15 protein-coding genes are annotated in these 13687 nt (G+C 41.8%); 4 read left to right on the forward strand and 11 right to left on the reverse strand.

What is annotated here, in order from left to right:
- The 7 genes from DF216_RS07405 to DF216_RS07435 form a co-directional block, all read right to left on the reverse strand.
- Complete coding sequence (locus DF216_RS07405) at window positions 1–930, reverse strand: branched-chain amino acid ABC transporter permease (protein WP_164979026.1); 930 nt, start codon at window positions 928–930, stop codon at window positions 1–3.
- Window positions 931–1020: 90 nt separating this feature from the next.
- Entirely contained in the window at window positions 1021–2202 is a 1182-nt protein-coding gene (locus DF216_RS07410; protein WP_129326432.1) for an ABC transporter substrate-binding protein, read from the reverse strand.
- Window positions 2203–2285: 83 nt separating this feature from the next.
- Complete coding sequence (locus tag DF216_RS07415; RefSeq protein ID WP_129326433.1) at window positions 2286–2555, reverse strand: YlbG family protein; 270 nt, start codon at window positions 2553–2555, stop codon at window positions 2286–2288.
- A 79-nt stretch (window positions 2556–2634) separates the two neighbouring features.
- Window positions 2635–3225: an ATP-dependent Clp protease proteolytic subunit ClpP gene (gene clpP, locus DF216_RS07420; protein ID WP_000613467.1), complete on the reverse strand. Its 591-nt coding sequence runs from the start codon at window positions 3223–3225 to the stop codon at window positions 2635–2637.
- 173 nt (window positions 3226–3398) lie between these two features.
- The gene (gene upp / locus DF216_RS07425) at window positions 3399–4028 is read right to left on the reverse strand and encodes a uracil phosphoribosyltransferase (protein ID WP_000515974.1); all 630 of its coding nucleotides are present in this window, start codon (window positions 4026–4028) and stop codon (window positions 3399–3401) included.
- An 89-nt stretch (window positions 4029–4117) separates the two neighbouring features.
- Window positions 4118–4585, reverse strand: coding sequence for a deoxycytidylate deaminase (locus tag DF216_RS07430; RefSeq protein WP_000136985.1), 468 nt, complete (start codon window positions 4583–4585; stop codon window positions 4118–4120).
- A gap of 18 nt (window positions 4586–4603) precedes the next feature.
- Window positions 4604–5161, reverse strand: a complete 558-nt coding sequence (locus DF216_RS07435; protein ID WP_129326434.1) for a TetR/AcrR family transcriptional regulator — start codon at window positions 5159–5161, stop codon at window positions 4604–4606.
- A gap of 124 nt (window positions 5162–5285) precedes the next feature.
- On the opposite strand from DF216_RS07435, the gene DF216_RS07440 reads away from it, so the two are divergent.
- The 3 genes from DF216_RS07440 to DF216_RS07450 are packed head-to-tail and all read left to right on the forward strand — an operon-like array spanning window position 5286 to window position 7839.
- Window positions 5286–6131 (forward strand): DegV family protein, encoded by an 846-nt coding sequence (locus tag DF216_RS07440; RefSeq protein ID WP_129326435.1) that lies wholly within the window; start codon window positions 5286–5288, stop codon window positions 6129–6131.
- Between the two features lie 57 nt (window positions 6132–6188).
- Complete coding sequence (locus tag DF216_RS07445) at window positions 6189–7364, forward strand: NAD(P)/FAD-dependent oxidoreductase (RefSeq protein ID WP_129326436.1); 1176 nt, start codon at window positions 6189–6191, stop codon at window positions 7362–7364.
- 19 nt (window positions 7365–7383) lie between these two features.
- Entirely contained in the window at window positions 7384–7839 is a 456-nt protein-coding gene (locus tag DF216_RS07450) for an 8-oxo-dGTP diphosphatase (protein ID WP_129326437.1), read from the forward strand.
- 28 nt (window positions 7840–7867) lie between these two features.
- On the opposite strand, the gene DF216_RS07455 is transcribed toward DF216_RS07450, so the two are convergent.
- Window positions 7868–8608 (reverse strand): MerR family transcriptional regulator, encoded by a 741-nt coding sequence (locus DF216_RS07455; RefSeq protein WP_129326438.1) that lies wholly within the window; start codon window positions 8606–8608, stop codon window positions 7868–7870.
- A gap of 250 nt (window positions 8609–8858) precedes the next feature.
- Between DF216_RS07455 and DF216_RS07465 the strand changes: the two genes are divergently transcribed.
- Window positions 8859–10199 (forward strand): sodium-dependent transporter, encoded by a 1341-nt coding sequence (locus DF216_RS07465; protein WP_129326439.1) that lies wholly within the window; start codon window positions 8859–8861, stop codon window positions 10197–10199.
- A 146-nt stretch (window positions 10200–10345) separates the two neighbouring features.
- Here the strand turns inward: DF216_RS07465 and manA are convergent, their stop codons facing one another.
- The 3 genes from manA to spxB form a co-directional block, all read right to left on the reverse strand.
- The gene (gene manA, locus DF216_RS07475; protein WP_129326440.1) at window positions 10346–11290 is read right to left on the reverse strand and encodes a mannose-6-phosphate isomerase, class I; all 945 of its coding nucleotides are present in this window, start codon (window positions 11288–11290) and stop codon (window positions 10346–10348) included.
- A gap of 163 nt (window positions 11291–11453) precedes the next feature.
- Entirely contained in the window at window positions 11454–11801 is a 348-nt protein-coding gene (locus DF216_RS07480) for a VOC family protein (protein WP_129326441.1), read from the reverse strand.
- Between the two features lie 110 nt (window positions 11802–11911).
- The gene (spxB, locus tag DF216_RS07485; protein WP_129326442.1) at window positions 11912–13687 is read right to left on the reverse strand and encodes a pyruvate oxidase; all 1776 of its coding nucleotides are present in this window, start codon (window positions 13685–13687) and stop codon (window positions 11912–11914) included.

The following is a 13687-nucleotide window of genomic DNA, read 5'->3' on the forward strand; positions in this document are numbered from 1 at the left end:
TTACACCTTTTCTTTCACATTTTTGCCAAGGATACCAGCTGGACGGATCAAGAGAATCAAAATCAATACAATATAAACAATGGCATCACGGAAGTTTGAGAAACCAAGGGCAACTGTAATGGTTTCGACTCCACCAATCAAGAAACCTCCCAAGGTTGCACCTGGAATAATTCCAATACCACCTAAAACTGCCGCGACAAAGGCTTTGATACCTGGTACCATCCCCATCAAGGGTTCAATAGATGGTTGAGAAAGTGGAATCAAGACACCTGCAGCACCTGCAAGAGCTGAACCCAAAGCAAAGGTAAAGCTAATGGTTGAGTTTACATTGATCCCCATCAATTGGGCAGCGTCGCTATCCACTGAAACAGCACGCATGGCTTTCCCCATTTTTGTTTGTTTCACGACATATTGGAGGACAAACATTAGGACGATTGCAACGATGAAGATGATAAACTCTGCATTAGTGATAAAATCAAAGGTCATTGAACCAATTTGTAGCGGTTTAACCACAAGGGCTTCTTCTGGATAGGAACGTGGTTGCGCTCCGAAGAGGAAGACCATTCCATATTCCAAGAAGAAAGATACACCAATCGCCGTAATCAAGGCCGAAATTCTTGAGGCATTTCGAATCGGACGATAGGCTAAAAATTCAATCAACATTCCAACTGCTGCAGTCACAATCATAGTTACCGCGATAATCACCAAGAGAGCGATATAAAAACGCCATTCTGCTGATGGAATAAAGGTTAAATATGGAGCAATATTAAAATTGTTAAAGAGGAAATACCCCATGAAAGCTCCCAGCATGAAGATATCCCCATGCGCAAAGTTAATTAATTTAATAATCCCGTAAACCATGGTATATCCTAAAGCAAGGAGAGCAAAGATGCTCCCCGATACCAAGGCGTTTACAAGCTGATGTAAAATCTGATTTGACATATACTACCAAACTTTCTATAATTTCTAGTCATTCTCTTATATCAATGAAGAGGATGAATAATAGAATCTCCCTCGAATCTAGTCTTTCACCTCAACTGGTGTAGCTGATTCCTCTGCACCATTTTCAAGACGAACCATAAGGGCTGACTTGATTGGATTGTGCTGCCCATCAATGGACATTACACCGGTGACCCCTTCAAAGTTTTTCAAATTCCCAAGATTTTTGGCAACCTCTGTAGAATCTGAAGCTCCCTTAGAAGCCTCTGCCACCATATAAACAGAGTCGTAGGCAAGAGCCGCAAACATATTAGGAACGTCATTGTATTCTTTCTTATAGTTCTCGATAAAGGCTGCAGCTTTATCATTTAGGTTCACTTTTGATGAGTAGCCTGATACAAAGTAAACATCTGTCGCATTTTTCTTATCAGACAATTTCACGAATGTTTCATCACTAAAGCCATCCGGACCAAGAATCGGTTTATTGATACCCATCTCACGCGCTTGCTTTGTAATGATACCAGTTTCCGTATAGTAACCAGGCATAACAATGGCATCGAAGTCCAAGTCTTTGAAACGAGTCAAGGCTGCTTTGTAGTCTTTATCTCCTGCGATAAAGGTCGATTCAGCAACGATTTCCCCTTTGTATTTGCGTTTGAATTCTGCTGCGATCCCTTGAGCATAGTCTGAAGAGTTATCATAATAGAGGACAACCTTCTTCGCATTCATATTTTCAGCAGCAAACTGGGCCAATACTTGACCTTGGAAGCTATCTTTAAATGTTGTTCTAAAGACAAACTCTTTCGTTGAACCATCTTTATTGACTGTTAAGTCATCTTGTGTTCCAGAAGGTGTTAGAAGAGGCACTCCTGTTTTTTGAGATTCTAGACTAGAAGCGGCGGTTGCCCCTGAAGTCGCTGGTCCGATGATGGTCGTTACTTGACTTTGAACCGCAAGGTTTGTAGCTGTAGTGGAAGCTTCAGCGATTTCAGATTTGTTATCCTTGGCAACTAGTTCAATCATCTTGCCATCAACACCACCATTGGCATTGATCTCCTTAACGGCAAGCTTAATTCCATTGTACTCAGCAGTACCATAAGCTGCTACTGCCCCTGAAAGCTCCATGTTAACACCAATTTTGATGGTCTCTTCTCCTATTTTGTTTCCTTTGGCATTGGCAGTAACATCAGGCGACTGGCCACATGCTGCCAAGCTCATCAGGCAGAGCAAAGAAAAAGCCCCTAGAGCAAGTTTTTTTATCATAATCGTCTCCTTATTGCGAATAATGTAATACCTACTAATATACAGAATTATCTGAAAATTGTCAACATAAAAAACGCATTCTATTAAATGATTGCGTTTTCTTCGGTGCGATAGAGATTCCCAACAAAGGGAGTTTCTAACTCCTGAATGTGACACCGTCTAATTTTCTTGATATATCTTTCCTTACCTAATCTCTCAACTAAGTCATCTAGCTCCTCAGTCGGAACATAAAGTTGTAGGTAGCGATGCTTTTTAGAATGATAGAAAATGTCTCCATATTCCTGTAGTTTTTTCGCATCTCTATTATAGTAGAGATAGATGATTAATCCTGAGCGATTGACCTTTTCAAACATGTTAAATCCTCTTTCTAAGAAATCTTCTCCTAATTATATCAAAAAAAGCAAACTCCGTCGAGTTTGCTTTCTAGGTTGCTTAGCTTAACGAATTGTTGGCCATGATTTCATCAATAAATCCATATTCAAGCGTTTCTTGGGCGCTCATCCAGTAATCACGTTCCGCATCTGCATGAATTTGCTCAACTGATTTACCAGAGTTATCTGCAAGAATTTGCTCCAAAGTCTTACGAGTTTTGAGCAAGTGTTCTGCTGCGATTGCCATATCCGTTTGTTGGGTACCACCACCTGTACCACCCATTGGTTGGTGAATCATATACTCTGCATTTGGAAGCATGAAGCGTTTGCCTTTTGCACCACTTGATGCAATGACAGTCCCCATGGATGCAGCCATCCCCATAACAATGGTTTGAACATCTGCCTTGATAAAGTTCATGGTATCAACGATTGCCAGACCAGCTGAAACAGATCCTCCAGGTGTGTTGACATAAAGGTAAATATCTTTTGTACTATCTTGGGCATCCAAGAAAAGCAATTGGGCAATAACTGAGTTGGCCATATTGTCTTCAACTGGACCTGTTAGCATGATGATGCGGTCTTTCAGAAGACGAGAGTAAATATCATAGGAACGTTCTCCACGGCTTGTTTGTTCAATAACTACAGGAATCATTCATTTCTCCTTTTAATGTTGAATTTTCTTAGTCTTACGACTCAATACAGAACTATTATATCTTTTTGGTCAAAAAAGGTCAAATCTTTGCTCTATTCTCTAAACAGAAACAAAAACTCAACCTCCTTTCAAGTCAAAAACGAACTTCTAGTTTCAATATTTACTTTGGAATCTTATTTGGTACCGAACAAACGGTCTCCAGCATCTCCGAGACCTGGTACGATATAACCGTGTTCGTTCAAGCGTTCATCCAAGGCCGCAGTAAAAATTTCTACATCTGGGTGAGCTTCTTGAAGAGCTTTCACTCCTTCTGGAGCAGACACCAGACAGACAAACTTGATGTTTGATGCTCCACGTTTTTTAAGGGAGTCAACAGCCAAGATTGCTGAACCACCTGTTGCCAACATTGGGTCCACTACAAAGATTTGACGTTGATCAATGTCCTCAGGCAATTTCACCAAGTATTCAACTGGTTGAAGGGTTTCTTCATCACGGTACATACCGATATGTCCAACTTTTGCTGCCGGAACCAAGCTCAAGAGGCCATCTACCATCCCGATACCTGCACGCAAGATTGGGACAATCGCCAATTTTTTACCAGCCAATTGTTTTTGAACTGTTTTTGTGATTGGTGTTTCGATTTCCACATCTTCAAGTGGAAGATCACGAAGTACTTCATACCCCATCAACATTGCAATCTCATCTACGAGCTCACGAAAAGCTTTTGTAGAAGTATCTGTACGACGCAAGATTGACAATTTGTGTTGAATAAGTGGATGATTAATGACTTCAATTTTTCCCATTTTCTGAATTCCTTCTTTCAATTTATTCTTCTTATTATATCAAAAAACGGTTTAAAAAGCTTTCTAAACCATTCATTTTTTTATAAATTCTAAATTAAATTGGCTTCTTGAAGAGCTGTCTGAACAGTCTCAAGCGGTAAATGGGTCAACTCGGTCCCTTTTTCTTGATAGAGGTATTTGGCATAGTCGTCCATACGATACTGATTGATATAAACTACACGTTTGCAGCCGACTTGTAAGAGTTGTTTTGTGCAGTTCAGACAAGGGAAATGGGTCACATAGGCTGTAAATCCTTTAGGGACTCCACGTTCGGCTCCTTGTAAGATGGCATTGACCTCGGCGTGAAGGGTTCGGACGCAGTGTCCTTCAATGACAAGACATTCGTGGTCGATGCAGTGCTCCGTTCCTGATACAGAACCATTGTAACCTGTTGAAATGACCTTATTATCCTTGACTAGGACAGCACCTACTTTGGCGCGTTTACAAGTAGATCGATTGGCAATCAGTAAGGCCTGGGCTGCAAAGTACTCATCCCAAGCCAGTCTTTTTTCTGTCATAAGTCTTCTCCTCTTCCTCTATTTTTTGAAAAATGGCAAGCGTAAATCAGCAATCTTTTCAGCTGGAATCTTCATGCCATCCTTGATCCATTTGAGCAGAACCGATACGATGGCAGAACTCCAAAACGAATGCAGATAGCTGCTGACACCTTTTGATTTTCCGTGGTATTTTTCCAGAAATTCCTGCATAGCTTGAACAAAAATCTTTTCCAAGTGGTAGTCCAGAGCAAGTTGGATAACCTTAGCTTCTTTCTTGGCTGCCCTGAAAAGGTGAACCCAGACTAGATAAAGATCCGTTTTGACATCGTAGTGGCTGAGCTGTTCCATGATATTGTGAACACTGCGTTTAAAGACGCTTTCCAAAATCTCTTCTTTAGAATCATAATTTCGATAGAAGGCAGCACGAGAAACGCCCGCCCGCTTGACCAACTCTGAAATACTAATCTTAGCCAAGTCTTTTCTTTCCAGAAGTTGCAAAAGTGCAGTCTCAATCGCTTCTCTGGTCAAGAAATTAGATTCTTGATTTGATTTTCTGAGATTTTCAAGAGATTTTTCAGATATTTTACGTTCAGACATAACAATTTCTTTCTACTTGTGACAACAGAGAGGTGGTACTTTTGTTTCAAGGGCTTTCATGATATAATTGTAAAAAAAGACAGAACCTTTGTCAATGTATAAGTGACAAAGATGGAGAATTTCTATGACTTGGAAGATTGTGGCTGACTCGGGTTGTGATTATCGTCAACTGCCTGCTCCCGCTATCGATACTGAATTTGTCAGTGTTCCTTTAACCATTCAAGTAGCTGATCAGGTCTTTATTGACGATGCCAATCTCGACATTGATCATATGATGGAAACCATGTATGCGACTTCTGAGGCTTCAAAATCAGCTTGTCCTAGCCCTGATGATTACTTACGAGCGTTCGAAGGTGCCAAGCATATCTTTGTTGTTACCATCACTGGTGCTCTTTCTGGTAGCTATAACAGTGCACAGCTCGCTAAAAATATCTACCTTGAAGAACATCCTGACACTCAGATTCATGTGATTGATAGTTTATCTGCAGGTGGGGAAGTTGACTTGATTGTCGAAAAAATCAATGATTTGATTGACCAAGGATTATCTTTTGAGGAAGTTGTTGAAGCTATCACAGCCTACCAAGAAAAAACAAAATTGCTCTTTGTCCTCGCTAAAGTTGATAACTTGGTGAAAAATGGTCGTTTGAGCAAGCTTATCGGTACAGTTGTTGGCCTTCTCAACATCCGTATGGTCGGGGAAGCAAGTGAAACTGGAACTCTAGAATTGCTACAAAAAGCTCGTGGAGCAAAAAAATCCCTTCAAGCAACCTATGAAGAACTCATCAAAGCTGGCTACGCTGGTGGACGTATCGTCATGGCTCATCGCAGCAATGAAAAATTCTGTCAGCAGCTTTCAGAACGTTTGCGAGAAACATTCCCACAAGCCAATATCAAAATCGTTCCAACATCTGGTCTCTGTAGTTTTTATGCAGAAGATGGCGGTTTGTTGATGGGATATGAAATCAACTAAGATCATGAGCAACAAGAGATGCCAAGCATCTCTTGTTTTTTGTGGTACAATAGAGCTATGAAACATTTTGATACTATTGTCATCGGTGGAGGTCCTGCCGGCATGATGGCTACCATTTCCAGTAGCTTTTATGGTCAGAAAACCCTTCTCATCGAAAAAAATCGGAAACTCGGAAAAAAATTAGCTGGTACTGGTGGTGGCCGTTGCAATGTCACCAATAACGGAAGCTTAGATGACCTTCTGGCTGGAATTCCTGGTAACGGGCGCTTTCTATACAGTGTCTTCTCCCAGTTTGATAACCATGATATCATCAACTTTTTCACGGAAAACGGTGTTAAACTCAAGGTTGAAGACCACGGCCGCGTCTTTCCTGCCAGCGACAAATCTCGGACCATTATCGAAGCCTTAGAGAAGAAAATCATTAAGCTAGGCGGACAAGTTCTCACTCAAACAGAGATTGTCTCGGTTAAAAAGATAGACGACCAGTTTGTCCTTAAGTCCGCAGACCAAACCTTCACTTGTGATAAACTCATTGTCACAACAGGTGGTAAGTCTTATCCTTCGACTGGTTCGACTGGTTTTGGTCACGAGATTGCACGTCATTTCAAACATACTATTACCGAGCTTGAAGCTGCTGAGAGCCCATTGTTGACAGATTTTTCGCATAAGGCCTTGCAGGGGATTTCCCTAGATGACGTGACCCTAAGCTATGGCAAGCATGTCATCACTCATGATCTGCTCTTTACCCACTTTGGTTTGTCAGGTCCTGCTGCCCTACGTATGTCTAGCTTTGTCAAGGGCGGAGAGGTTCTCGCACTGGATGTTTTGCCACAACTCTCTGAGAGCGACTTGGTAGTTTTTCTAGAAGAAAATCGGGAAAAATCCTTGAAAAATGCTTTGAAAACTTTGCTTCCGGAACGCTTGGCAGAATTTCTTGTGCAAGGCTATCCTGAAAAAGTCAAACAACTGACTGAAAAAGAACGTGACCAGCTTGTCCAATCTATCAAGGCTCTCAAAATTCCTGTCACTGGTAAAATGTCATTGGCTAAGTCCTTTGTCACCAAAGGCGGTGTCAGCCTCAAAGAAATCAACCCTAAAACCCTTGAAAGTAAGCTGGTACCTGGCCTCCACTTTGCTGGCGAGGTACTGGATATCAATGCCCACACAGGTGGCTTTAACATCACTTCTGCCCTCTGTACCGGCTGGGTGGCTGGAAGTCTGCATTATGATTAAAAATCAAAGGGTGTAAAAAATGAATAGAAGAGAATCAGTCGAATTTGTCAACATGTGCATGATTAAAAATGGGGACAAGGTGCTGGTCCAAGACCGAGTGATCCCTGACTGGCCTGGTATTACTTTTCCTGGCGGGCATGTTGAACGTGGCGAATCCTTTGTTGATGCTGTCATTCGTGAAGTGAGAGAAGAAACGGGTCTGATCATTTCCAAACCCCAACTCTGTGGTATCAAAAACTGGTACGACGACGAGGATTATCGTTATGTCGTCCTATTTTACAAGACCGAACACTTTACTGGTGAACTCCAGTCTTCAGACGAAGGAAAGGTCTGGTGGGAGGATTTTGACAATCTATATCATCTCAAACTTGCCACCGATGATATGTCAGATATGCTTCGTGTTTTTCTGGAAGAGGATCTCAGTGAGTTCTTCTACTATAAAGACGGCGAAAACTGGCTTTATGATTTGAAGTAAAAAATAGGCTAGGAAATTCCTAGCCTATTTATTCTGCATTTGTCTGAACGTAAGCTGCAATGGCATCTGATGTGTACTGGGCTGTTCCAGGTCCAAATTTATCAATATTTTCCTTGAACTCTGGGTTATAGACGTATCCTTTACCGATATGTCCGAAGACTTCAATAGAGCAGTCAAATCCATAAGTACGAATGGCTTGCAAGAGCTTGGCTGCTTCTTCTTGGTTTTCAGCTGCTGTTGCAGGTAAACCAGCTTGAAGATTTTCTGCCAAAGTTTGAAAGACTTGGTTAAAGGCGGCCGTAGACTCATCTTCACGACCCTTTTGTCGCTCTAGGGCTTGATTCATGACTTCTTGTCCATATTTCTCTACCGCTTCTTGGTGATATTTTTGATTGTCTTGATAGCTAAATCCAGTGAATTTTTCCTCAATGGTCATTTTTCTTTCTCCTTTTTGTTCTTGAATGGTTTTTTGCAAGGTGGAAATCAAGGTATCCAGATGTTGCCTTTCTCGAGTTAGATACTCCAACTGCCTAGTCAAATGGGGCAATAAATCTTTCCTTTCCTCCTTTAACAGCTCTGCTATTTTTTCTAAAGAAAAGCCTAGATATTTGTAGTAAAGAATGACTTGAAGGCGTTCTAAATCCTCTTGACTGTATGTTCGATAGCCGTTTTCCGACTTTAAGGGGACCAAGAGTCCTATCTTGTCATAGTAGTGCAGGGTCTTGACAGAGACACCTGAAAGCTGCGCAGCTTCTTTGATATGGTACATGATTTCCTCCTTACAATGATAGTATAACCCCTCCCCTTAGGTCAGAGTCAAGTATTTTTGCGAAAATTTTTTAACTTTTTGAGAAAACTGTGAAAACTTGAAAATGGTTTTCTTGACAGACTTCAGAAAACATGGTAGGATAGTCAAGTCTATCAATCAAACAGAAGGCTCATAAAGAGCCATTGAGAGAGGGCTATTTGACAACTCAAGTAGCCTTTTCTTATTTGAAAAACAAAATTGGAGTTTAACTATGTCAGAAAAATCGCAATGGGGCTCGAAACTTGGCTTTATTCTAGCATCTGCTGGCTCAGCCATCGGACTTGGTGCCGTTTGGAAGTTTCCTTACATGACTGCTGCAAATGGTGGTGGAGGCTTTTTACTGGTCTTTCTCATTTCTACCATTTTAATTGGTTTCCCGCTCCTGCTGGCTGAGTTTGCCCTTGGCCGTAGTGCTGGCGTTTCCGCTATCAAAACCTTTGGAAAACTTGGTAAGAATAGCAAGTATAATTTTATCGGTTGGATTGGTGCCTTTGCCCTCTTTATTCTCTTATCTTTCTACAGTGTTATCGGAGGATGGATTTTAGTCTATCTAGGCATTGAGTTTGGGAAATTGTTCCAGCTTGGTGGAACGGGTGATTATGCTCAGTTATTTACATCGATCATTTCAAATCCAGCCATTGCTCTAGGGGCTCAAGCTGCCTTTATCTTATTAAATATCTTTATTGTATCACGTGGGGTTCAAAAAGGAATTGAAAGAGCCTCAAAGGTCATGATGCCCCTGCTCTTTATCATCTTTGTAGTCATCATCGGGCGCTCTCTCAGTTTGCCAAATGCCATGGAAGGCGTTCTTTACTTCCTCAAACCAGACTTTTCAAAACTGACTAGCGCTGGTCTCCTCTATGCTCTGGGACAATCTTTCTTTGCCCTTTCACTAGGAGTTACAGCCATGCTGACCTATGCTTCTTACTTGGACAAGAAAACAAATCTGGTCCAGTCAGGGATTTCCATTGTCGCCATGAACATCTCGGTATCCATCATGGCAGGTCTAGCCATTTTCCCTGCCATGTCAGCCTTCAACATCCAATCTGAAGGGGGACCAAGCCTGCTCTTTATCGTTTTGCCTCAACTCTTTGACAAGATGCCCTTTGGAACCATTTTCTACATCCTTTTCCTCTTACTCTTCCTTTTTGCGACAGTCACTTCATCTGTCGTGATGCTGGAAATCAATGTGGGAAATATCACCAATCAGGACAACAGCAAGCGTGCCAAGTGGAGTGCCATTTTAGGGATTTTAACCTTTGTTTTTGGAATTCCTTCAGCCCTATCCTACGGTGTCATGGCGGATGTTCACATTTTTGGTAAAACCTTCTTTGATGCCATGGATTTCTTGGTTTCCAATCTTCTCATGCCATTTGGAGCTCTCTGCCTTTCACTTTTTACAGGCTATATCTTTAAAAAGGCTCTTGCTATGGAGGAACTCCATCTTGACGAAAGAACATGGAAACAGGGACTTTTCCAAGTCTGGCTCTTCCTTCTTCGTTTCGTCATTCCAATTATCATCATCGTGGTCTTTATCGCCCAATTTATGTAATCAAAAAGGACTTGAGTAGTGATACTCTTCGAAAATCAAATTCAAACCACGTCAACGTCGCCTTGCCGTACTCAAGTACAGCCTGCGGCTAGTTTCCTAGTTTGCTCTTTGATTTTCATTGAGTATGAACTCAGGCCCTTTCTTTTTTATGGATGGCTAACAATCAATTCCAAATCTTGTCCTTCCAAGGTCCATGCTTCAACATCACTTGGTAGGATAAAGTGGCTACCTTTTTGGATTGGATAGTTTTTCCCGTCAACTGTTAGCTGACCTTGACCAGCTAAGACACTCAATAAGCTGTAGTCAGCTGTCTTTTCAAAATCAACTTTTCCAGTGATTTCCCACTTGTAAACGGCGAAGAAGTCATTGGATACAAGGAGAGTTGAACGGAGGTCATCGACCTTGATAGTCACCGGACGGCTATTTGCTGGTTCACCAATGTTCAAAACATCGATGGATTTTTCAAGGTGAAGTTCACGCAAGTTGCCATTGTCGTCCTTGCGGTCAAAGTCATAGACACGGTAGGTGGTATCGCTTGACTGCTGGGTTTCAAGAATCAAGATACCTGCGCCAATAGCGTGCATGGTTCCGCTTGGTACATAGAAGAAATCTCCAGCCTTGACAGGGACTTTTGTTAATAGACTATCCCAGTCTTTAGCTTCGATTTGCTGGCGAAGTTCTTCTTTTGACTTGGCATTGTGGCCATAGATAATCTCTGATCCCTCATCCGCTGCAATGATATACCAGCATTCTGTTTTTCCAAGTTCGCCTTCATGCTCGAGTCCGTAAGCATCATCTGGGTGAACTTGGACACTAAGCCAATCATTGGCATCAAGAATCTTGGTCAAAAGTGGAAACACAGGTTCTGGACGGTTGCCAAACAACTCACGGTGTTCTGCATACAAAGTTGCTAGGTCTGTTCCCTCGTAGCGACCATTGGAAACTTTAGAGACACCATTTGGGTGAGCTGAAATGGCCCAGTATTCCCCGATTTTTTCACTTGGAATATCGTAGCCAAACTCATCACGTAGCTTGGTTCCACCCCAGATTTTTTCTTGCATAACTGATTGTAAAAATAATGGTTCTGACATGTCGATCTCCTGTCTGATTTTTCTCCCCTCATTATAGCAAAAAAAGAGTTCGAATTGAACTCTTTTTCCTATCTTATAAAGTAGGGAGAAGATTTTATAAAAATAGTGAAGAAATCCCCTCTTATGCTATAACTTTTGTTGGCAATCAAACTCTACTATGCCCTTATTTCATTCGATAAAAATCAATCACTAGACCAGCAGGTCCTCTAACTAATAAGGACTCTGTTCCCCAATCGGTTTCAGAAGGACCGTGTAAAATCTCAGTACCAATTTCTTTCAATCGTTGGTAATTCTGATTTAGATTCTCAACCTCGACGTGAAGAATGATTCCTGACTGAAAATTGTTCAAAGGAATCAGGTGATTTTGTGATAACATGAGACAATGACTGCCAATCGTAAACTGAGCAAAACTGCCATCAACATAATCGGCCTTTTTATCCAAAAGCCGCTCCAAGTCAGCACAGACTTGGGGAACATTCGAAACGATAATATCTAATTGATTTAAATTCATTTGTTATCCTCCAGAAAAAGACCGGATTGCTCCGATCTTTTCAAGTTCCGCTCTATGAAAATCAAAGAATAAAGTCTACAAGCTTTACATTTGATTTTCGACGAGAGGAATTATTTGATTGCGCGTGATTGCAATCCTTCTTCTTCCAAGAAGAGGCGGAATGGTACGAGTTCTTCTGCTTCGTATTTTTCTTTGAAGGCCTTGATAGCTTCTTCTGAGTGAAGTTTTGGATCGAGTTCAAGTACTTCTACTGGAAGTGGACGGTGTTGCGTGATGTGGGCATCGATGACAACTGTCTTGCCTTCTTTGTTGAGTTTCACAGCTTCTGCAACAACTGCATCGATGTCTTCGATACGGTCTACTGTAAACCCTACAGCACCTTGCGCTTCAGCGATTTTCGCATAGTCAGCATTAGGGAAGTCACAACCAAACAAGTGTTTGTTTGTGTCTTCGTATTTGTCCTTGATGAAGGCATATTTACCATTTGAGAAGACAACGTTGATAACTGGAAGGTCGTATTGAACGTTGGTAATCACGTCTGGGTAGCACATGTTGAAGGCTCCATCACCCATGATGTTCCATACTTGGCGATCTGGATTGTCTTTCTTAGCAGCGATACCACCAGGAAGGGCAATACCCATTGTCGCAAAGAGTGGAGATGTACGCCACATGTTCTTAGGTGTCATGTGAAGGTGACGAGTAGATGTTTGAGTAGTATCACCTACGTCGATTGAATAGATAGCGTCTTGATCAGCATGTTTGTTGATTGCATTGTAAACTTGATACAATTGCAATTCACCCTCAGTTTTACCTTCGAGTTTGTTCATGTAATCACGCCAGTTTTGGTTGTTCTTAACGTTTGCACGCCACCATGGAGTAGATTCAACAGGGTTCACTTTGTCAAGAAGCGCTTGTGCTGCTTGACCAGCATCACCAAGGATAGACGCGTCAAGGGCATGACGTTTACCAAGTTTGTAAGGGTCGATATCGACTTGGATGAATTTTTCAGTGTTCTTGAAAGCTTCGTAAACTTCAGCAAATGGGAAGTTTGAACCAAGGAAAAGAACGGTGTCTGCTTCAAAGACCACTTCGTTGGCTGGTTTCCAACCAACACGGTAAGCAGAACCTGTCAAACCTTCGTAGTTCCATTCAAAGGCTTCAAAGTTTTTACCAGTTGTGATGATTGGTGCTTTGATTTTACGTGACAATTCTGTAATCACTTCACCAGCTTTGACACCACCGTAACCAGCGTAGATAACTGGACGTTCAGCATTGTTCAAGATTTCAACTGCTTTGTCAATTTCAACTTCGTTCAATGCAGGAGCGATGAATGAACGCTCGTATGAACCTGAACCGTAGTATGAGTTTTCGTCGATTTCTTGGAAACCGAAGTTTACTGGAATTTCAACAACAGCTGGACCTTTTTTAGAAACTGCAGCACGGCAAGCTTCGTCAATCACTTTTGGCAATTGCTCAGCGTAAGCTACACGTTTGTTGTAAACAGCGATGCCGTTGTACATTGGGTTTTGGTTAAGCTCTTGGAAAGCATCCATGTTGAGTTCGTTGACTGGACGTGATCCAAGGATGGCAAGGAATGGAGTGTTATCCATAGCTGCATCGTAAACACCGTTAATCAAGTGAGTCGCACCTGGTCCACCTGAACCAACTGCAACCCCGATTGAGCCACCGAATTTAGCTTGCATAACCGCTGCAAGAGCACCTGTTTCTTCGTGGCGAACTTGCAAGAAGCGGATATCTTTGTCTTCAGCCAAAGCGTCCATCAATGAGCTGAGTGTTCCTGATGGGATACCGTAGATTGTGTCTACGCCCCATGTTTTCAATACGTTGAGCATTGCTGCTGATGCAGTAATTTTCCCTTGAGTCAT

Source organism: Streptococcus oralis (assembly GCF_004127215.1).
GTDB lineage: Bacteria > Bacillota > Bacilli > Lactobacillales > Streptococcaceae > Streptococcus > Streptococcus oralis_BD.

Coding starts and splice junctions, on each gene's coding strand:
- spxB (WP_129326442.1), bottom strand. CDS start 13,687: ATGACTCAAGGGAAAATTACTGCATCAGCAGCAATGCTCAACGTATTG.
- DF216_RS07440 (WP_129326435.1), top strand. CDS start 5,286: ATGACTTGGAAGATTGTGGCTGACTCGGGTTGTGATTATCGTCAACTG.
- DF216_RS07465 (WP_129326439.1), top strand. CDS start 8,859: ATGTCAGAAAAATCGCAATGGGGCTCGAAACTTGGCTTTATTCTAGCA.
- DF216_RS07435 (WP_129326434.1), bottom strand. CDS start 5,161: ATGTCTGAACGTAAAATATCTGAAAAATCTCTTGAAAATCTCAGAAAA.
- manA (WP_129326440.1), bottom strand. CDS start 11,290: ATGTCAGAACCATTATTTTTACAATCAGTTATGCAAGAAAAAATCTGG.
- clpP (WP_000613467.1), bottom strand. CDS start 3,225: ATGATTCCTGTAGTTATTGAACAAACAAGCCGTGGAGAACGTTCCTAT.
- DF216_RS07415 (WP_129326433.1), bottom strand. CDS start 2,555: ATGTTTGAAAAGGTCAATCGCTCAGGATTAATCATCTATCTCTACTAT.
- DF216_RS07410 (WP_129326432.1), bottom strand. CDS start 2,202: ATGATAAAAAAACTTGCTCTAGGGGCTTTTTCTTTGCTCTGCCTGATG.
- DF216_RS07430 (WP_000136985.1), bottom strand. CDS start 4,585: ATGACAGAAAAAAGACTGGCTTGGGATGAGTACTTTGCAGCCCAGGCC.
- DF216_RS07455 (WP_129326438.1), bottom strand. CDS start 8,608: ATGTACCATATCAAAGAAGCTGCGCAGCTTTCAGGTGTCTCTGTCAAG.
- upp (WP_000515974.1), bottom strand. CDS start 4,028: ATGGGAAAAATTGAAGTCATTAATCATCCACTTATTCAACACAAATTG.
- DF216_RS07450 (WP_129326437.1), top strand. CDS start 7,384: ATGAATAGAAGAGAATCAGTCGAATTTGTCAACATGTGCATGATTAAA.
- DF216_RS07445 (WP_129326436.1), top strand. CDS start 6,189: ATGAAACATTTTGATACTATTGTCATCGGTGGAGGTCCTGCCGGCATG.
- DF216_RS07480 (WP_129326441.1), bottom strand. CDS start 11,801: ATGAATTTAAATCAATTAGATATTATCGTTTCGAATGTTCCCCAAGTC.